This window comes from Ercella succinigenes (assembly GCF_900002895.1).
On record NZ_CDHP01000056.1, the window covers coordinates 36,374 to 56,574 of the forward strand.

Consider the following 20,201-nt stretch of genomic DNA (forward strand, 5'->3'; position numbering starts at 1 on the left):
CATTATTTTTACATAATACTCGTTAACAGGCAACAGACAGAACACACAAAATGCGGACTATGACAACTATTACGCTCCTCACCGGACATATATGCGGCAAAAATTTTGCCTGACACGTAGTGCCAGGCAATTGTTGCGTTTTAACTCTTCATAACAGAACTTCTCGTTTTTCTTAAATGCCAAGTTTAAAAGCCAGATCATTCCAGCGTAGCTGATCACGCAGTTGATTAAGATCAAGCTTATCATGTATATGGACAAATTCTATGCCTGTCATTTCGGCATAGTCTCGCATCTGTTCGGCAGTAAGGGCATAGCTCATTACCGAATGATGTGCTCCCCCACTCAAAATCCAGGCTTCGGCTGATTTTTGCAGATCGGGTGCCGGTTTCCACATTACACGGGCAACAGGCAGCTTAGGCATATCCTTTAGTGGTGGCTGGGCAACACAGTCATTAACTATCATGCGCATACGCCCGCCCATATCTATCAGTGATACCAGTATCGCTGGTCCTGTAGCACCGTCAAAAACAAGTCGTGCCGGTGGATTGCGATTACCTATACCCAGTGGATGGACTTCTATTGCCGGACGATTAGAGGCTATAGAGGGGCAAACCTCCAGCATATGTGCTCCCAGAACCATTTCGCTGCCAGGCTCCATATGATAAGTGTAATCTTCCATAAAAGAGGTTCCGCCTTCAAGCCCGTCTGCCATTACTTTCATAATATGTGACAGACATGAACATTTCCAGTCGCCCTCGGCGCCGTAACCGATTCCTTGAATCATCAGATCCTGAGCAGCCAGACCTTCAAGTTGTTCCAGTCCGTGAAGGTCTTCAAAAGTCGAGGTAAAAGCTGAGAAGCCGCCTTTTTCCAGGAAGGTGCTCAATCCGACTTCCATTTTTGCCTGATAACGGACAGGGGCAAGGTCGTCGGCATTAATATCGTATTTTTCTTTGTATGCTTCCATCTGCTGATCAATCTGCTCTTCGGTAACCTGATCAAGAATTCCGGCCAGATCACCTACAGGATAATAATTTACAGACCAGCCAAAAATCTTTTGTGCTTCGACCTTATCTCCTTCGGTGACTGCTACCTCGCGCATATTGTCACCAAATCTTGCACATTTGAGATTTTTACCAGCCTGTACACCAATCGCAGAGCGCATCCAGCCGCCTATCTTGTCAAGCACGGCCTGATCCTGCCAGAATCCAACAACTATTTTGCGTGGTATGCGTAGTCTGGCGCCAATAAAGCCATGTTCTCTGTCACCATGGGCAGATTGATTGAGATTCATAAAATCCATATCAATTTCTTCCCAGGGGATATCTCTGTTAAATTGAGTGTTTATATGAAGCAAAGGTTTGGTTAGACGGCTGAGGCCATTTATCCACATCTTTGAAGGTGAAAAAGTATGCATCCAGGTAATTACACCGGCACAATTACGATCCTGACTTGCAGCCTCCATAACCTCGGTTATCTGATCAGGTGTTGCTACTATTCCCTTGTTTATAAGCTTACCGGGCAAAGCAGACTGCTGATCAAGCCAGTCGGTCATGATCTTGCTATGTTCTGCAACTTGTTTTAAAACATCTTCACCATAAAGATGCTGACTTCCTGTTATAAACCAGAATTGATAATTTTTCAAATTCATTAAAATATACCTCCGTTGTTCTAAGAAGCTCATTCAAAAATGTGAATGGCTTTATTTTCGTAAACGAAAAGCAGATAAGTACGACAAAAACGAAATAACTGATTTAATTATAACCCAATCTATTCTTGTCGGTATTCCAAATATTTATCAAATTATTTCAAAATAATATGAACATACTTGAAATCGTGATAAAATTGCCTGTGTAAATAAGTTTATCGAAAGAGATGAGGAGTTTATTATGTCTGCAAGAGAAAATCTTTCCTGTAAATCACTGTTTGATATCAGTCATTCCCTGGCTGGTAAATATCTTGAAAATATCAATTTTGCCTGGGAAGCTCTGCCATTGATAAAGCAGTGGATATTGGAAATAGGGCCTACACTTCCAACTCGTGATTATGAGCAGATTTCTGATAATATCTGGGCAGCAAGAAGTGCCCGCATTGCTCCTTCTGCAAGTTTGAACGGTCCTTTGATCATTGGTCCTGAAACAGAAATACGCCACTGTGCTTATATCAGAGGCAATGTTCTGATCGGAGAGGGTTGTGTTGTCGGTAATTCAACTGAACTGAAAAATGTTATCCTGATGGATAAGGTTCAGGTTCCTCACTATAATTATGTGGGTGATTCTATTTTGGGATACAAATCTCATATGGGAGCTGGTGCAATCACTTCAAATGTCAAGTCTGATAAAACTCTGGTCAAAGTACGTGTAGAAGATGAGGTTATTGAAGCAGGATTAAAGAAATTCGGAGCAATGATAGGAGATCATGTTGAAATAGGCTGTAACAGCGTACTTAATCCCGGAACTGTCATTGGTGCAGAATCAAATGTTTATCCTCTTTCTATGGTTAGAGGTTATGTACCGGCAAAAAGCATATATAAAAATAATGGTGATATCGTAGAAAAAATCGAAAAATAAACATATCAGTCTTTTGCCAAATCAAAACTATGATTATAAAAAAACTCGTTGTCTGACAAAAAAATTGGACAACGAGTTTTTAAGTTATCATTATAAAGTGATTATTAAGATAAAAAATTATCAGTATGATTCACTCAGTATGATTCACTCAGTATGATTCACAGTGAACTTCAAAGTGTGCTGTAGGATGCTTACATGCAGGGCAAACAACAGGAGCTTCTGTACCTTCATAGATATAACCGCAGTTACGGCATTTCCATTCGACAGGAGCATCTTTCTTAAACACTTTATCTGTTTTAATATTTTCAGCAAGTTTAAGATAACGGGTCTCATGACGTTTTTCTACTTCTGCAACTTCGCGGAAAGTTTTGCCAATATCTGCAAATCCTTCTTTTTCTGCTGTCTCAGCAAAAGCTATATAAAGATCAGCCCATTCTTCATGCTCACCTTCAGCTGCTGCGATCAGATTATCATATGTTGTACCAAAAGCAACTGGATATGAAGCTGTTATCTCAATCGGAACTGCTTTGGCAGCTTTCAGATCATTTGCGATATGCTTATAGAAAAGCTTTGCATGTTCTTTTTCATTATCAGCTGTTTCAATAAAGATTGCTTCAATCTGACGATAACCTTCTTTATTTGCAACAGATGCGAAATATGTGTAACGATTACGTGCCTGTGATTCACCGGCAAAAGCCTTCATCAAATTCTGAATAGTCTGTGTGCCTTCTAATTTAGCCATAATAATAGTCCTCCTTAATAAATTAGCATCAATTTTAACTATTAGCTCCGTAGACTAACAGTTAAATAATACCTTACTAAGAAATATTCTATCATAACCATGTTTATCTGCAAGCATATTTATTAACTGTCAGGAAGTGGCAAGTTCGCTTTTGTCAACAATTTTCCAAATTTTGTATGTCTTAAAAAGGTTTCGCAGAGGTTGGAAAAATGATTTTTTTTGCTTTTTTTTCACTGTCTGATCTCCTTCCAAACAACTTGTTTTCCTAGATTTTTACTTGGTTTTATTTTTCTTAATATTTCTTTATATCTCTGTTTTATATATATTCTCATTGAATTTATGACCAAAAATACTGTTATACTATCCATCTCAATTCTCCTGAGCTGTATTTGTTTCTACCGGTATGGGGAAAGTCACAATTGTTTTGAACAAATCGCCGTCAATCTCTATGGCAAAGCTTCCGTTTTGCAATTCGGTAAGGCTGCGGGCAATAGAAAGTCCAAGACCGTTTCCTTCTGTGTTTCGGGCACTATCACCTCGAACAAACCTCTCCATTAGTTCTTCGCTGCTGATATTAAGCTCATATTTTGAAATATTCCTGATCATTATTACTGCTCTTGATTGATAAATGTTGTTTATATAGTCAGTTCTTATCGTCAAATCAAAATATACTCTGGTTTCGGGCTGCGCATATTTGATCACATTATTCATAATATTATCGAGCACGCGCCAAAGTAATCTTCCGTCTGCCATTATACTGACTGGATATTCAGGGAAATTTGTTACCAGATTCAGATTGTTTTCTTTAAGCTTTTCTTCATATTCACCGATAGTCTGATTTATAAGAACCTTAAGCTCACAAGGTTCAGGATTAATTTGAATATTACCTGTAGATGCCTTTGATGCCTCTACCAGATCCTCGGTTAATTTTTTTAGTCTATGACTATGTTTATCAATGATTTCTATATAATCTTTAATATTCTTATTATCTGTTTTTTCTTTTTTGAGCAGATCGGTATAGTTAATTATTGAAGTCAAAGGTGTCTTAATATCATGAGATACATTTGTAATCAACTCTGTTTTGAACCTTTCACTTTTTAACCTGTCTTCAACAGCCCCTGCCATGCCCATGCTTATATTATTCAAATCCTGGGCATGACGTTTGAAATCACCAAACATATATTCTGAATCCACTTTGAATTCCAGATTGCCAGTTGCAATTTTTTGCCCTGCCTCCTGTAATCTGCGCAAATTTATCGCAATTACTACAATAAAAACAGCAATAAAAACACGACTTATAAACCAGAAAAAATATACAGATGAAACACCATAAATTGTTGCAACAATACCTATAAATTCCAGGAAGCACCAGCCTAGCAGAAACAATACAACTTTCCATACAAGCGGCAATTTTGCTATGGTGTATTTTGTATAAGTGATTATTTTTCTGATTTTTCTAACAAAAAACCTTAGCACTTTATATGTAATTGTATTTTTTAGCAGTTTATGTTTTTTAAGACGTACAGAAATTGACATAGCAAAAGGAATTATTAGTAAAACATCTAAAACAATAAAAATACCTGCCACAACCAAGGATGTTATCTCATGATAAATAAAATCAAAAACAATTAAAGCTTGCAAAACAAACATTATTGCATAAAGAGAAGTTAAAATTTCCAGAGGTATTTTATCGAAAAATCGTTCATGTATTTCCGTACTGTCTTTTTGCCTGCCGGCACTTATCATCAAGAATACAAAGAGCATTATTGATAAAGCTAAGGTACCTGCAGCTATGCCTATAACCAGATAGCGCAAAGAATATGCCGTCTCAACAAATAAATTTGCATAGTATAAACGGTCCTGGGCTATCATTTCTTCAAGAACGAAACCTTCTATATAATATGGTTTTCCCTCTAATAAAATTTCCTGCTGCGCTTCATGATCATAATTCCATATGTCATGAGAAACTTCCTGACTTACTTTAAGAATATATTTTTCGTCTTTATAATCATTGAAAACAACTTCACCTTCTGAGTTTTTTAAAATGAATTTCATATTTAAAGTATTATTATCATAGGAATAATATTCATTCTTATAATAACGAATACTTTGTGGATCCTCAGAATCATATTCCCAATCAAATGCTTGTGCCATGCTGTTATAGGCAACATCTTGCAATATTTCCGTTCTCGTTTGCTCATATGTTCTCGTATAGAAATTAAAATTATACATTATAATAGCAGCAACAAAGTTTAGTAAAAATATTGAAAAAGACAAAAACAGTAAAACAAAGGCAAAAGATTTTGCCAGAAAATTCTGTGTTATTTTGTTCATTTTCGAGTCCTCCAATTATCAGCTGTTAGACAGCTTGTAGCCTTGACCCCAAACAACCTTAAGATATCTGGGCTGAGCCGGATCTATTTCTATTTTTTCACGCAAATGTCTGATATGGACGGCTACGGTACTTTCTGAGCCGTATGAAACTCCACGCCAGACCTGATTATATATCTGCGCCGGAGAGAAAACCTGGCCTGGGTTTTGCATAAATAATTTTAAGATTGAATATTCTGTTGGTGTAAGATTGACCTGTTCACCATCAAGCATAACTGTTTTCTCAATATCATCCAGTTCGATCCCACCGATACGTATCTGTTCAGGTTTAATTTTGCCTGCTCCCAGCTGCAAATACCGCCTGAGCTGTGATTTTACCCTTGCCTGAAGCTCTATAGGATTAAATGGTTTGGTTACATAATCATCCGCACCATTATTTAAACCCATAATTTTATCAACGTCTTCACTTTTAGCCGTTAAAAGAATTATTGGTGTATTGAAATTTTCGCGAATTCTGTTCATCGCCATAATGCCGTCCATGACCGGCATCATTATATCCATCAGAATCAAATGAATTTCATTATTCTCAACAATTTTTACAGCTTCTGCACCGTTGAAAGCTTCAAACAGTGTGTAATTATCTGACATAAGATATATTTTCAAAGCAGATACTATATCTTTTTCGTCATCACAGATCAGAATATTATACATAAGCAACCCTCCGGATTTATTATGCACTAAAATGTTTTAAAATGTTTTACCGAAATTCTTAAGATTTGTTTAAGATTGTATCAAGCGATTGATCAAACATGTTCCAGGGAAGATTTTCCGCAGGCAAAGCAGATAATATAATTATCTCTTTTTGTGTTGGGTGTGAAAATGATAGTTCATAGGAAAACAAAGCAAGATCTGTATGAACTTTTCCATCTTTGTCCGTGGTTTTAGTGATAAAATCAGCTAAGCCGCCATAACGTCCATCACCTAATATCGGCCAGCCTCTATGAGATAGCTGAACTCTTATCTGATGACCTCTGCCACTGCCAAGTTTTATTGAAAGAAGATTTATATTCTGCTGCTTAATCCTAATTTTTGCCAGCAAGCAATACTCGAGATCAGCAGCTTTAGCTTTACTGAAATCTTTAGAATTCTGACTTACAACAAAAACCTTGCCTGTTTTTTCATTTTTCCAGAGATAATCACGGCAAAAACCTGATTCAGGTATATTATCACCTTGAACAACTGCAAGATATTTTTTGCCGATTTTGCGGTTACGAACCTGTTCCGAAAGTCTTGAAGCAGCCTTAGAGGTTCTGGCAAAAATCATCACTCCGGAAACAGGCTGATCAAGCCGGTGGACAAGCCCCAGCCAAACTTCACCAGGTTTTTGATATTTTTCTCTGATATAGCTTTTCAAAGCAGTCAGAATATCGGGAGTATCTGAACCATCCGCCTGGGAAAGCATTCCCGCCGGTTTTACAGCGCCAATAAGATGATTATCTTCATATATAATCCTAATCAAATATCCCTGATATTCATAAAAGGAAGCTTCGCTCTTATCCCCCAAGTAGCGATCGCTCATCGTAAGGTCTCCTCACATAAACAATTTGCAATCAAAATATCACAATCCCGACAATCAAGGCTGCCAGCGTGCAGTACACCCACATGGTAAAACCAGGCTACGGGCAGTTGCCGGCAGACCAATCTCCTGAGCTGCTGCACTTCCTCCAAGCAAAGGGCATATTGTCAGTCCCAGAATATTGGCCAGAACAGTTGGTGCCAAACCTGTAGTATAAGAATTTATTACAAAAAAGGAGGCTTGTGATCCCAAAAGCAAAGCACATCTTTGCACAAGATCATATAAAGCTTCTTCTATTTTCCACAATTCACCTGAAGGTCCTCTTCCATAAGATGGAGGATCCATGATTATACCATCGTATTTACGCCCTCTTCTGATTTCTCTTTCCACAAATTTGGAAACATCATCAGTAAAAAAGCGCACATATTTATCTTCCAGACCTGATGCGGCCAGGTTCTCTCTGGCTTTGGCATTCATACCTTTTGAAGCATCCAGATGCACAATCTCATCAGCGCCTGCTGCTGCACAGGCGACAGTAGCAGCACCGGTATAGGCAAAAAGATTCAAAACTTTAAACTCTCTGCCCTGAGATTTTGCTTCTTTTATTTTCTGTCCGAAAAATTCCCAGTTTACAGCCTGCTCAGGAAATAAACCTGTATGTTTAAATCCCGTAGGTTCTACCTTAAAAACAAGATCGGAAGGTAAATTATCACCTGCCGGATATTTTACAGTCCATTGTGCAGGTAATTTATTAAAAGTCTGCCACTGTCCGCCACCGCTTTTACTTCTATGATAATGTGCATCTGGTCTTGGCCAGTTTTCCTTGGGCCAGATAGCCTGAGGATCGGGACGCCTTAAGACATAATTGCCCCATCTTTCCAATTTTTCACCATCACCGGCATCAATAAGTTCAAAATCCTGCCATTTATCTGCTATCAGCATATATATCCTCATTTCTACTATCTGAAATTACTGCCTGATTATATCATGTTGTTTAACATATTTCGAACAATTGTGATCATGTCATACATTGATTAATTTTTCGGCTATAATATATATGGAGGTGTTAAAAATGCCAAAAACAGTTCAAATACTTATATGTGATGATGATCCGGTTATACACGAATCGCTGGGTCTTTATTTAGATGCAGAAAGATATGATCACAGATCGGCTTTTGATGGTGATCAGGCCATAGAGCAGGTCAGAGCTAATATGCCTGATTTGATTATCCTTGATCTGATGATGCCAAAAAAGACAGGCACTGAAGTATGTCGTGAAATTCGCAAATTCAGTAATGTACCGATTATAATGTTAACAGCCAAGGGTGAGGAAATCGACCGTGTATTAGGTTTAGAGCTGGGAGCAGATGATTATATCGTAAAGCCATTCAGTCCCCGCGAAGTAATTGCCCGTATCAAAGCTGTATTACGCAGACTGGCAGATCATGTGCAGGAAAGTAATTCCATACTTCGCTTTGAAGGTCTGGAAATAAACCTTGATAATTATCAGGTAAAGGTTCGTGATGAGATTATCGCCTGTACCCCGAAGGAAGTAGAAATACTTCATTTACTAGCTTCTCATCCGGGACAGGTAATGGATCGTGAACAAATCCTGTCACAAGTCTGGGGATACGATTATTTTGGTGATACCAGAACAGTAGACACTCATATCAAAAGAATCAGACAAAAAATTGTTTATGATGGTGCTAAATTCGGTCTGATAACAGTTTACGGAGTAGGTTATAAATTTGAGGTAACCAAATAAATGCATCAAAGTATTTTTTTTCGCAGACTTCTGGCAATGCTGTTGCTTGCGCTTATGCTTTGGACGCTTCTAACGGCGGCCTTTTATAATTATAGTTCACGCCCTATTTTTACTCAGATAAAAGTTTCTGAGCTCAAACCTAAGGCTCAATCACTGGCAGCACTTGCCGGTAACAGCTTTTTGCAGGGAGATCCTTATTTTAACTCTCTTGTCCAGTCATCTTATGATCTTTTTGATGCCTGGACTTTTGTCGTTGACGGAGTAAATATGGAGGTTCATGCAAGCAGTATGCCGGAAGACGGCAGAATAGATCCTGATGAAATTCAGACATATATTGTAGAAAGCTCTTCTTCTCTTTTTGACGGCGAAAATGAATCTGTCTGGTTTACACGCAGTTTAAGAAACACGCGTGAAGAAATGCTGTTCATTGGTGTTCCTATTACTTTCAGATTCGGTAATCAAACAGGAATAATAGGCGCTCTTTATTTTGTCAAACCAATGTCGGAACTTGATGCAGGTTTCAAGAGTATGAATCTGGCACTCATTACAGCTTCTATAACAGTTTTTCTTTTGATGCTCCTGCCTCTTTATCTTGCGGCAGCCAGACTGATAAAGCCGCTTAAGCAGACCAGAGATGTTGCTCTTGCCATGGCTAAAGGTAATTTTAATGTCAGAGCAAATATCCGGCAGCATGGCGAGATCGGCGAACTGGCTTCAACCATGAATCATCTTGCAGATGAACTTGCTGCAACTATCTCCGCATTAACAACGGAAAGAAACAGACTTAGGCAGATTATTGACGGTATGGCAGAAGGAATTCTGGCGACGGACAAAAATGCGCAGATCACATTAACAAATCACATGCTTTGGTTTCTTCTGGGACTGGATAAAAGACATCAGCCTGCGACAATTGAAGATATTATGTCAATTGATAATTTAAAATCAAGTATTATGGAAGTGATTGAAGAAAGAAAAATTAAAACAATTAATATTAAAGCAGATCATAAACTGATAGCTTGTCAGATTGCCCCTATAGAAGAATCAAATGGTATTGTCTGCGGAGCTGTTGCTCTTTTCCGCGATATAACCGAAAGTGAGAGACTAGAGCAGACAAGACGTGATTATGTTGCTAATATTTCGCATGAACTTCGCTCTCCTCTTACGGCTATGAGGGCACTGATTGAACCTCTGAATGAAGGAATGGTTAAATCAGATTCAGATCGGCAAAGATATTATCAAATCCTTTTAAAGGAAACAATCAGATTATCCCGTCTTATCAATGATATGCTTGATTTATCAAGGTTGCAGGCAGGAACTATAGATCTGGAAATAACAACTATTAAACCTAAAGATCTATTGTCTGACCTTGTTATGAAGTATAAAAACAGAGCTGAAGATCTGGGTATGGATCTCAAACTTGATTCTAATGTAGACAATTGTCCGGATGCACTGGGGCAGCCCGAAAGGATTGAACAGGTGTTGGTAATTTTGCTGGATAATGCGATGAAATATACTCAGGAAAACGGTCTGATAGAAATCAAGACACAGTGGGATGAGTATAAAGTAATAATTTCTGTAAAAGACAGCGGTCCCGGTATTGCTCCAGAAGATATTGAACATGTCTTTGAACGCTTTTACAAGGCGGATAAAGCACATGGCCAGCCAGGGACAGGTCTGGGATTAGCAATTGCCAAGGAGATATTAAATGGACACGGCCAGCTAATCTGGGTAAAAAGCCAGCTGAATCAGGGTGCGGAATTTTTCTTTACTCTGGATCGAAAAAAATAAAGTCCGGCAAAAAAAACAAATGATACACAATTTTGAACTCTGTTTGTCACGGCCTGTACACAGACGATTCATAAATAGATCGTAAAATATAGTTGTGACAAATTAACCAGTTTTTTTATTGAAAGGATGCTCATCATGGTTTTAGTTTGTGTAACAGATCAGGAAACATGCAGTCGCCTTATATATGCCGGAAGACGTTTGGCAGATATCAAAAATATTCCTTTAAAAGTAATTTGTGTACAACCGAAAAAAGCAGCCAACTGGCTTGCAAGTGAGGAAGTCGAATATTTATTTAATCTTTCTAAAAAGCTTGATGCAGAAATGATAGTTATATTTAACGATCATCCTGTGGAAGCCACTGCAGACTATATCAGGAAAAACAAAGTTAATTTTGTGATAGTAGGTACACCGCCTCAACCGGGACATAGTGTATTTATTTCTGAGTTGGAGGATAAATTCCCGCAAACTCCTGTTATCACAGTTGATCATGATGGAACTTTGCAAAAGTTGCCATCACTGCACACTGCCTGATATAATGTGCGGATAATTTCTTGTATGAAGATTTTGAGGGATATCAGGTGACGGAAAATATAACAGTAAGACTTAACAAATATATAGCCGATAGTGGCTACTGCAGTCGCCGTGAGGCAGATCAGGTTATTGCAGACGGCAGGGTAACAATTAATGATGAACCGGTTGGACTTGGTGTCAGGGTAAGCGATACAGATATTGTTAAAATTGATGGCGAACCAATTTTGCCAGACGATGATCTTGTTTATCTGGCTGTTCATAAGCCAACCGGTATTACTTGTACAACAGACGAAAGAAGACGTGATAATATAGTAACCTGGATCAATTATCCAAAAAGAATTTTCCCTATAGGCAGGCTGGATCGCGATTCAGAAGGCCTGATTTTTATGACCAATGACGGCAATATAGTAAACAAAATTCTTCGTGCCGGTAATAATCATGAAAAAGAATATATTGTGACAGTTGATAAGGATATAACTGAAGAATTTATAAAGCAAATGTCTTCAGGAGTACCTATTCTCGATACGGTCACAAAACCGTGTAAAATAAAACAGCAAAACGGCAAAACTTTTAAAATCACACTTACTCAGGGATTAAACCGCCAGATTCGCAGAATGTGCGAATACTGCGGCTATAATGTTACAAGATTAATCAGAGTCAGGATAATGCACATTACTCTGGGCAATCTACCTAAAGGCCAATGGCGCTATCTGACTGCCAAGGAGATTAAAGAATTGAAAAGATTAACTGATCACAGTAAAGGTTAATCAATTGTAAAGTTTAATCAAGTCTGAACATAGCTGATCTATGTATAATTAATCAGCTATGTTCAATGCAGGATAGTCCCCGCTAAAGCAAGCGTCACAGAAATTATGACCGTCATCTTGTATCATCTGTCCTAAACTTTCCAGTTTAAGATATCCTAATGAATCAGCATGGATCAATTTACAAATCTCATCAATGCTGTGCTTACGAGCTGTCAGCTCTTCTATAGATGGAATATCGGTACCATAATAGCATGGCCACATAAATGGAGGTGCACTTATTCTTACATGTACCTCTTTTGCGCCTGCCTGTTTAAGCTGTTGAACTATTCTGGCACTTGTAGTACCTCTGACAATTGAATCATCAACCATAACGACTGTTTTGCCACTAACACAGCTTCGTACAGGATTAAGCTTGATACGAACAGCATTTTCTCTTTCATCTTGTGAAGGCTTTATAAATGTTCTACCCACATAATTATTTTTTACAAAACCTTTTCCCAGCGGAATGCCGGACTCCTCACTATAGCCCATAGCGGCATCAAGACCAGAATCAGGAACACCCAGGACAAGATCAGCATCTACGGGATATTGCCTTGCTAATAATCTGCCAGCTTCCAGCCTTGATTGATAAACACTTATACCGTCAATATTGCTATCTGATCTGGCAAAATATATATATTCAAAAATACATTTGTGATTTACCTGACGACATTTCGTCTTAAGAGAACGCAGACCATGCCGGTCTGCTATGACAATCTCTCCCGGCTCTACATCACGTAAAAAAACGGCACCTACCGCATCAAGTGCACATGATTCCGAAGCAAAAACATAAGCATCACCTAGACGCCCAATACACAAAGGTCTAAAACCAAGAGGATCACGTGCAGCCAGCATTTTACCTTTGCTAAGAACCAAAAGGCAATATGATCCTTCCAGACTGTCCATTGCCAGGCTTATAGCTTCTTCAACACTATTAGTCTGAGCCCGGTACCGAGCTATCAAATAAGCAATTATTTCTGAATCAATAGTTGTTTGAAACATAGCACCCTGGTCTTCCAGAGCAGTGCGCAGCTGATTTGTGTTTGATAAATTACCATTATGGGCAAGAGCCATTGTGCCCTTGCTATATCTGGTTAAGAGAGGCTGAGCATTCTCGCGAATACTTTGCCCTGTTGTAGAATATCTCACATGGCCTATTGCTGCTTTCCCAGGCAGACCCGTCAATACTTCAGGACTGAAAACCTCGGGTACAAGACCCATGTCTTTGTAGACAGAAACCTGTCCATCATTGTTTACTGCAATACCACAGCTTTCCTGTCCTCTGTGCTGCAAAGCAAAAAGACCATAATAGCTAATTCTCGCAGCTTCAGTACCAGGCGTTCCAAAAACGCCAAAAACACCACATTCTTCTTGTAACAAATGACTACCCTCCTGCATAAAAGCATGGAGATGTCCTCGGCCAGTCGAGATCCACCCTCCGCCTTAACACAAAAAGTATAAAACTGACATAGTGTCCTGTCAATAATTAACAGTGCACAAATTTAGAGAAAAAAATGAGGAATAAATGTATCCAGACGATTCAAGAGCTATTAAAAATCAACTGTTAAAGGCTTGCTCAAGTACATCTTCAACATCTTTTTTTGTCATCGCACCTTCATGAGCTTTGATGCCGTCTATAAAAAAAGTGGGAACATAATAATAATCATACTGTTTTGACATTTCCGGATTTTTTGCTTCATCGACAATTTCCAGAGGAATCTGTTTATAGTGAGGTTTTTCTTCAAAAATTTCCTCAAGATATTTCCTGACCCTGCGGCAATAACCACAATATTTAAGCTCAAACATCAATAATGGTTTCATATTTATTTCCCTTCGATTTCAAGCAGAACAATCTCTGATCTGCTGCCAAGTCTGATCGGCGGTCCCCAGGTACCATAACCGGAAGAAACTACGGTCTGCAGATTGCCAACTCTATGATAACCAAAACTATGAGCAAACTTTTTCCTGCTTAAGAGATTAAGCGGAAATAACTGTCCACGGTGGGTATGCCCGGCAACCGAAACATCAGCTCCGGCAAGATCAATCAAAGGTAAATCATTAGGCTGATGCTGCATCAGTATTATTGGTAAATCATGATTTAATTCATCTATAAGCTCATGTGGATTCTTTTGACCAAGCAAGCCTGAAAACTCTGATCGCTTTTCATTTCTACCAGCAAGATAAAAACTATCATTAATTAGAATTGACTGGTCTTTAAGCATTTTTATGCCTGCTTTTTCGAAGAGCTTTATAGTTTCATCAGGATCTGCATTAGCATACTCATGATTGCCAAGCACACCAAAGACGCCATACCTGGCTTTAAGCTGACCAATTTGTTCAACAAATGGAGTTTTTTCAATCAGATTCAGAGAATTGTCAATAATATCTCCGGCCAAAAGAATAATATCAGGATTAAGACTATTAACCTGCTTGCTCATCAGATTCAAATCTGCCGAACTAACCAGACTTCCATAATGTATATCAGAAAGCACAGCTACTCTGAGAGGACGCTCTAATTGCATCGTCTTGGATATCATAATGGGATATTTGCGAATTCTGGGAAATCTTGCCATCACTGTACCTACAGCCAGCAAAATAATAACAAAAAACATAACAGTATATCCCGCAGCAGGAAGATTAACAGGAAAACCTTCAGGTAAAAGTCTTTCTAAGCGTCTTTGACTAATATTGTTAATTAATCTCAGCAAATCAATGCTGCCTATGGTTAAAACAGAATACAAAAAGAAAGCAGCCCAGTAATATCCAAGATAAGCGATCGCTTTTGACAAAGGTCTTGATTCCCTGCCCTGATCCAGAGTAATAAAAGCCGCCGGATATAACAAGCCCAGGAAAACTATACCTGAAACGTACAGAGGTCTGTTAAAAACAGTTTCAAAAGCCTGCCAACCTCTTACACCTAAATAAACATGCATTAGAGAATATATTACGACGATCAGCATCATGCCGATCAGGTGATTTCTTACTTTTTTGTCTGTAAAAACATTTTCTCGAATATTGCGAACATGAGTCGTCATCTTAACATTATTTTTTAACATCTATAAATCGATACCTCCGGACAAATAAAAAGACCAACATTGTCATTCTAAATGGATATAAATATTGGATTGTGATTATTCTGAAAATAAATTGTGAACAGCTTAACTATTAAGCCTAAAAGAAAAAACTTAATAACGATTTTGCGAGCAGTAATACAACAAAAGAAGAAAATAAGAACATGTATATTAATATCCCATGAGAAATAATATAACAAAACTCCAAATTTTTTTGCGAGCCTGAGGTTACGAAAACAATACACAAATCAATAAACGTTTTAACTATTTTTTCAATTCATAATTGCACAATTCTTTTCGTCAATTTTTCGGACTCAATTTCATAAAATTGTAACACAATAGTAGTGATTTTAAGTTGACTATAGCTTATAATAAAGCCAAGTCATTCGAGAGCCGACAGAAGTCTTCCAGCAGACCGTGGACGATGACCACGTTAAAAGATAATCAGAATTATTGGCAAAGGAAACATGATTAAAAAACTGAAATCGAAGAAACATACGCCTTTTCTGGAAACAGAAACATTGCGAAAGGAGCTTTGAACGCAGTTATAGATCAAGAACCACCAGGAAATTCTAAAAACCGAATATTGGCTTTTATCTAATTATACTTATGTTACCAGAACATAAGAGAATGCTGGAAGCATAGTAAGATCGGTCTCAAATGAATGATAGATAATTCGGGGATGTTTCAGATAATGAAGCATCCTCTTCTTTTATTAATTTTCTTTTGTTAAGGGGGTTCCTGAAAAAAACATGATCTGATCCGAAAGCAGTTTTAAATCATCAGTTTCATGACTTACTAAAATTACAAGGCTTTCTTTTGCCAAATCTTTAATATGAGGGAATATTTTATTTTTTAGTCCGCTATCCAATCCTTTAAATGGCTCATCAAGCAGAAAAACATCTCCACCATATGCTAATGATCTGGCCAGCGAAACTCTTCTTTGCATACCTCCACTCAATTCAGAAGGGAAAGAATATGCCTGCTCAGTAAGCTGCATGCACTCAAGATAGTATCTTATGACGGCTGCTTCCGGCTGTACTGCCATAAGATTTGCGATTACATTCATCCACGGCAATAATCTATCTTCCTGAAAAACCATAGAAATTCTTAAATCATCTATTCCCTTTATTTCACCGCGGTCTGCTTGTTCCAATCCCGCCAAAATCTTAATCATAGTTGTTTTACCACAGCCAGAAGGTCCAGAAAAGCCTATAATGCCTTTATCAGGTAATTTAAGAGAAAAATCCTTAAGGACTTCCAGCGAACCATATTTTTTGTATATCTGATCTAAAAAAATCATTTTTACGAATGCTCCTTGTTAATATGGTGGTTTTTTCAGGCTTCTTCTGCTAAGCAAATTTCTTGAATACCTTCTGTAAATACGACCTTGATGGCTAATAAAATCCTGCAGCAGTCTAAGACTTTTAATTAGAACTTTTTCCAATATCATACTTAATATTATTATTACTGCCGTATAAGCAAACAGGTCTTGTGTTTCTAAATATATTTTTGCCTCGTATAGGGATTTACCTAGAGAAAATGGTGGTGTACTTAAAACCTCTGCAGCAATACCGGCTTTCCAGCCCAGACCTAAACCTGTAGTGGCAGCACTGATCAGAAAAGGAGAAATAGACGGAATATATATCAATCTTATTTTTTTGACAGTACCTAATTTAAAAAGTTTTGCCATCTCAAGTAATTGCAGATCAGTCTTTTTAATACCTTCAGTGAGATTTGCCCAAACTATCGGCATTACCATCAGAAAAACAATAAATATTACAACTCTTACACTGCTCATCCAAATCAAAGCAAGAATTATGAAAGAGGATACAGGTGTAGCTCGTATCATACTGAGTAAGGGTTTGAATAAATAGTCAAAAAACTTGCTGTTAACCGATAGAATTGCTAATACAATGCCACTGCCCAGACCTATTAGAAAACCGGTACCTATCCTTGCCAAAGAACTTAATGTTGATATCCAAAAGCTTTTCTCAACAAATAGAAATCTCAATCTTAAAGCTACCTGCGCAGGTGATGAAAAGACAATATCCCGGCCAATAATAACATATGTTATTTGCCATATAATGATCCAAAACGCAAAAACAAGAAAGAAGCGCAGGATCTTTCCTGCGCACTTTCTAATGCGACCTTTTTGATCATTCGGATTATTTACATGATCCTGATCATTTTTATTTCTAATTATATTTTGAGTTAAATCTATTTCAGCTTTTAAATCTGAATTTTTATTCATTTGCTCCATAATAGAAACCGGCATCTGGTATCGCGCCGCCAACAGCCTGTGGATTAGCTTCCAGCAAGGCTTCAAACAAAGGCTCCAGCATAGGTTTCATAGCTCCCCCCGAAATCATTGTAATATAACAATTAGGAATTGCCTTTGCAGCAAGATCAGCGTCAGCCATTATGCCATGTTTAGCAATCAATTCACCTGCAGCCTCAGGATTAGCATTTGTAAAATCTGTTGAATTTTTATAATCAGCTAAAAATTGCTCAACAGCTTCAGGATACTGATCTGCAAAAGACTTACTTACAACAAGACATCCCATTGCAAGGTTTCCCTCTTTGTTTTGTCTCTCCTGATTTTCCTGCCAAACCTGAGTCATGTCAAGAGCTATACGCATATCTTCTCTTTTTCCCAAAACATTAGTCACAAAAGGTTCTGGAAGCATAACAAGATCTGCCTGTCCTGATATGGCAAGAGTAGCCAATTCAGTATGCTCTGTTTTGAAAGTCACGGTTGTAGTATCGGCAATCTCATAATCAGCCAGCAATTTGGAAAGAACATATTCAGGGACGGCTCCCTGACCTGTAGCAAATATTTCTTTATCGGCAAGATCTGTAAAAGTCTGTACAGAATCACCAGACTCAAGAACATATAAAACGCCCAGTGTATTTAGTGCCAGCAACTGTATTTCCTGCTCAGTTTTTTGATACAATACAGCAGCAAGATTAGTAGGCAACGCAGCTATGTCGAGCTGTCCACTGATTATTTTAGCTGTAAGTTCATCAGGAGCTCCGGCAAAACTGAATTCATAATTAAGATCAAGGTTACCGTTCTCGGACTCCTCAACCATACTTGCCATTCCCATTCCGGTTGGGCCATTAAGTCCAGCTACTCTTATAACCTCAGGCATCTCAACCGGTTCAGTTGTTTCCTGGGTTTCCTCCTGTGTTGTTTCTGCCGATGTATCAGCGGTAGTTGTTTCTGCAGCTGAATCACTTGCAGTTGTTTCAGTAACTGTCTGTCCTGAGCTGCAACCAGCTATCATAGCTATTACAATTACCAAAGATAACACTGTAATTATAATGCTTCTTAAATTTTTAACTGATTTAAACATTTTATTATTTCACCTTCCATCCTTCACATGACTTGTCCGATCGCAGGGCAAGATGTCAAAATTGTGAAGAAAACAATATCGTTCTCTTCGCAAATAAAGTTAGATTATTTTAACAAAATAGTCAATCACCTAAGTTACACAAAAAAATTACTGCAAAAAAAATTTTTTAATTATCTTTGTTCTGTTATTCCTGTTTCTAACAAAGAAGCAAAATTCTAGAATATGCATAATTTCAACATATCACTACTAGCAAAAAATATATAATAAATGTAAACTATTAACAAAGCTTTTATTTAAGCTTTCAGCTTTTTTCAGAACTTAATATAAACCTTTTTTACACAAAATTGTTTGCAGTTTGGAGGTATTATGAAGGTTCTTATCGTTGACGATAGCATATTAATTTTAATGGTAGTCGAAGAATACCTAAAAGCATTCCCGGAAATATCAGAAATTATAAAATGTGAAAAACCTGAAAATGTCGAGAGTATTCTTCAGCAAAACAAGATAGATATATTGCTTTTAGATCTTGTTATGCCCAAATTAAGCGGTTTTGATATTTTAAAAATAATAAAAGGCAGCGAACATGAGGATATTCACATCATAATACTTACTTCATTATCTGATAATGAAAGCTTCAGACTTGGTTTTGAATTAGGCGCGCATGATTATATTCAAAAACCAATTAATCTCATAGAATTCAATGCCCGCATCAAAGTTGCAATTAGATTAGCTCAAAGTGCCAAAGATGCAAAAGATATGATTATGCTCACTCAGCAAAAAAACAAAGAATTAGAAGACACAAATCAAAAACTTAAAGAAACAAAATTCCACCTTATCCAATCTGAAAAAATGGCAGCTATTGGTCAAATGTCTGCCGGTATCGCACATGAAATAAATAATCCTATGGGTTTTATCAGCAATAATTTTGAAGTTTTAAATAAATATTTCAAAAAAATATCTGAATTTATCAAAAAAACTGATGACAAATTGCATGAACTAGAAAATGATAGTGAATCTGCCGCCAAAATTGCTGAAGAAATAAGAATTGAATATGAAAGGCAAAAAATAGATATAATTCAGACTGAACTGCCTGGATTATTGGCTGAGTCTAAGAATGGTGTACAAAGAGTAACTGAAATCGTAAAGGCAATCAGAAGTTTCGCACGAGAAACAGATGAAGATGAAAAAGAATTTTATAGTGTCCCTTATATCATAAATCAAGTTTTAATCATTATGAACAATAAAGTCAAATACGTTTCTGAGATCAAAATCGATGTTCCGGAAGACTTAAATGTTTATTGCAACCGACTTCAATTAGGACAAGTTCTGATCAATATTATTGCCAACGCAGCAGAAGCAATCAAATCACAAGAAAGATCTGAAAAAGGTTGTATATCTATTTCAGCCAATAGTGACGATGATTATGTCAATATATATGTCGCGGATAATGGTCCCGGTATTTTACCAGAAAATCTAACTAAAATATTCGATCCGTTTTTTACTACAAAAGAGATCGGACAAGGTACAGGCCTTGGCTTAAGTATCTCTTATGATATAGTAACTACAATCCATAAAGGACTCCTATCAGTCGATAGTGAAGTTGGAAAAGGAACGACATTTACAATACAATTACCAAATATAATCAACCTAGAAAATCATTAA

Annotated in this window: 19 protein-coding genes; 6 read left to right on the plus strand and 13 right to left on the minus strand. The window is 37.5% G+C overall.

The features are described from left to right. Window positions 1-172 precede the first annotated feature (172 nt). Window positions 173-1,651 (minus strand): L-arabinose isomerase, encoded by a 1,479-nt coding sequence (gene araA, locus AC0KSB_RS12075; RefSeq protein ID WP_472309602.1) that lies wholly within the window; start codon window positions 1,649-1,651, stop codon window positions 173-175. A 238-nt stretch (window positions 1,652-1,889) separates the two neighbouring features. Here araA and AC0KSB_RS12080 point away from each other — a divergent pair, with 238 nt between their 5' ends. Next, window positions 1,890-2,570 carry an acyltransferase gene (locus AC0KSB_RS12080; protein WP_472309604.1) on the plus strand — a complete coding sequence of 227 codons (681 nt, stop codon included), beginning with the start codon at window positions 1,890-1,892 and terminating at the stop codon, window positions 2,568-2,570. Between the two features lie 148 nt (window positions 2,571-2,718). On the opposite strand, the gene rbr is transcribed toward AC0KSB_RS12080, so the two are convergent. The 6 genes from rbr to AC0KSB_RS12110 form a co-directional block, all read right to left on the minus strand. Next, the gene (gene rbr, locus AC0KSB_RS12085; RefSeq protein ID WP_472309606.1) at window positions 2,719-3,312 is read right to left on the minus strand and encodes a rubrerythrin; all 594 of its coding nucleotides are present in this window, start codon (window positions 3,310-3,312) and stop codon (window positions 2,719-2,721) included. 230 nt (window positions 3,313-3,542) lie between these two features. Then, complete coding sequence (locus tag AC0KSB_RS12090; RefSeq protein ID WP_472309608.1) at window positions 3,543-3,680, minus strand: hypothetical protein; 138 nt, start codon at window positions 3,678-3,680, stop codon at window positions 3,543-3,545. 1 nt (window position 3,681) lies between these two features. Next, complete coding sequence (locus AC0KSB_RS12095; protein ID WP_472309610.1) at window positions 3,682-5,646, minus strand: sensor histidine kinase; 1,965 nt, start codon at window positions 5,644-5,646, stop codon at window positions 3,682-3,684. Between the two features lie 18 nt (window positions 5,647-5,664). Next, a complete protein-coding gene (locus AC0KSB_RS12100; protein WP_472309612.1) occupies window positions 5,665-6,354 on the minus strand; it encodes a response regulator transcription factor in 690 nt (229 codons plus the stop codon). Window positions 6,355-6,412: 58 nt separating this feature from the next. Further along, window positions 6,413-7,222, minus strand: coding sequence for an RluA family pseudouridine synthase (locus AC0KSB_RS12105; protein ID WP_472309613.1), 810 nt, complete (start codon window positions 7,220-7,222; stop codon window positions 6,413-6,415). Window positions 7,223-7,276: 54 nt separating this feature from the next. Beyond that, a complete protein-coding gene (locus tag AC0KSB_RS12110; RefSeq protein ID WP_472309614.1) occupies window positions 7,277-8,161 on the minus strand; it encodes a class I SAM-dependent methyltransferase in 885 nt (294 codons plus the stop codon). 130 nt (window positions 8,162-8,291) lie between these two features. Between AC0KSB_RS12110 and AC0KSB_RS12115 the strand changes: the two genes are divergently transcribed. The 4 genes from AC0KSB_RS12115 (at window position 8,292) to rluF (ending at window position 12,070) form a co-directional block, all read left to right on the plus strand. After that, entirely contained in the window at window positions 8,292-8,984 is a 693-nt protein-coding gene (locus tag AC0KSB_RS12115; protein WP_472309615.1) for a response regulator, read from the plus strand. Beyond that, a complete protein-coding gene (locus AC0KSB_RS12120) occupies window positions 8,985-10,772 on the plus strand; it encodes a HAMP domain-containing sensor histidine kinase (protein WP_472309617.1) in 1,788 nt (595 codons plus the stop codon). A 135-nt stretch (window positions 10,773-10,907) separates the two neighbouring features. Continuing rightward, the gene (locus AC0KSB_RS12125; protein WP_472309619.1) at window positions 10,908-11,303 is read left to right on the plus strand and encodes an adenine nucleotide alpha hydrolase family protein; all 396 of its coding nucleotides are present in this window, start codon (window positions 10,908-10,910) and stop codon (window positions 11,301-11,303) included. 47 nt (window positions 11,304-11,350) lie between these two features. After that, window positions 11,351-12,070: a 23S rRNA pseudouridine(2604) synthase RluF gene (rluF, locus tag AC0KSB_RS12130; protein WP_472309621.1), complete on the plus strand. Its 720-nt coding sequence runs from the start codon at window positions 11,351-11,353 to the stop codon at window positions 12,068-12,070. A gap of 48 nt (window positions 12,071-12,118) precedes the next feature. Here rluF and purF read toward each other — a convergent pair whose 3' ends face one another. From purF to AC0KSB_RS12160, 6 genes are all read right to left on the minus strand, one after another. After that, window positions 12,119-13,507 (minus strand): amidophosphoribosyltransferase, encoded by a 1,389-nt coding sequence (purF, locus tag AC0KSB_RS12135; RefSeq protein ID WP_472309623.1) that lies wholly within the window; start codon window positions 13,505-13,507, stop codon window positions 12,119-12,121. A 159-nt stretch (window positions 13,508-13,666) separates the two neighbouring features. Beyond that, complete coding sequence (locus AC0KSB_RS12140; RefSeq protein WP_472309625.1) at window positions 13,667-13,930, minus strand: glutaredoxin family protein; 264 nt, start codon at window positions 13,928-13,930, stop codon at window positions 13,667-13,669. A 2-nt stretch (window positions 13,931-13,932) separates the two neighbouring features. Next, the gene (locus AC0KSB_RS12145; protein WP_472309627.1) at window positions 13,933-15,165 is read right to left on the minus strand and encodes a metallophosphoesterase; all 1,233 of its coding nucleotides are present in this window, start codon (window positions 15,163-15,165) and stop codon (window positions 13,933-13,935) included. Window positions 15,166-15,895: 730 nt separating this feature from the next. Continuing rightward, on the minus strand, window positions 15,896-16,483 hold the full coding sequence (locus AC0KSB_RS12150) for an ATP-binding cassette domain-containing protein (RefSeq protein ID WP_472309629.1): 588 nt from the start codon (window positions 16,481-16,483) through the stop codon (window positions 15,896-15,898). Window positions 16,484-16,501: 18 nt separating this feature from the next. Next, window positions 16,502-17,458 (minus strand): ABC transporter permease, encoded by a 957-nt coding sequence (locus AC0KSB_RS12155; RefSeq protein WP_472309631.1) that lies wholly within the window; start codon window positions 17,456-17,458, stop codon window positions 16,502-16,504. Continuing rightward, window positions 17,427-18,539: an ABC transporter substrate-binding protein gene (locus tag AC0KSB_RS12160; protein ID WP_472309633.1), complete on the minus strand. Its 1,113-nt coding sequence runs from the start codon at window positions 18,537-18,539 to the stop codon at window positions 17,427-17,429. Before AC0KSB_RS12160 ends, AC0KSB_RS12155 begins: the two co-directional genes overlap by 32 nt. A 366-nt stretch (window positions 18,540-18,905) precedes the next feature. Here AC0KSB_RS12160 and AC0KSB_RS12165 point away from each other — a divergent pair, with 366 nt between their 5' ends. Further along, window positions 18,906-20,201 (plus strand): ATP-binding protein, encoded by a 1,296-nt coding sequence (locus AC0KSB_RS12165; RefSeq protein ID WP_472309635.1) that lies wholly within the window; start codon window positions 18,906-18,908, stop codon window positions 20,199-20,201.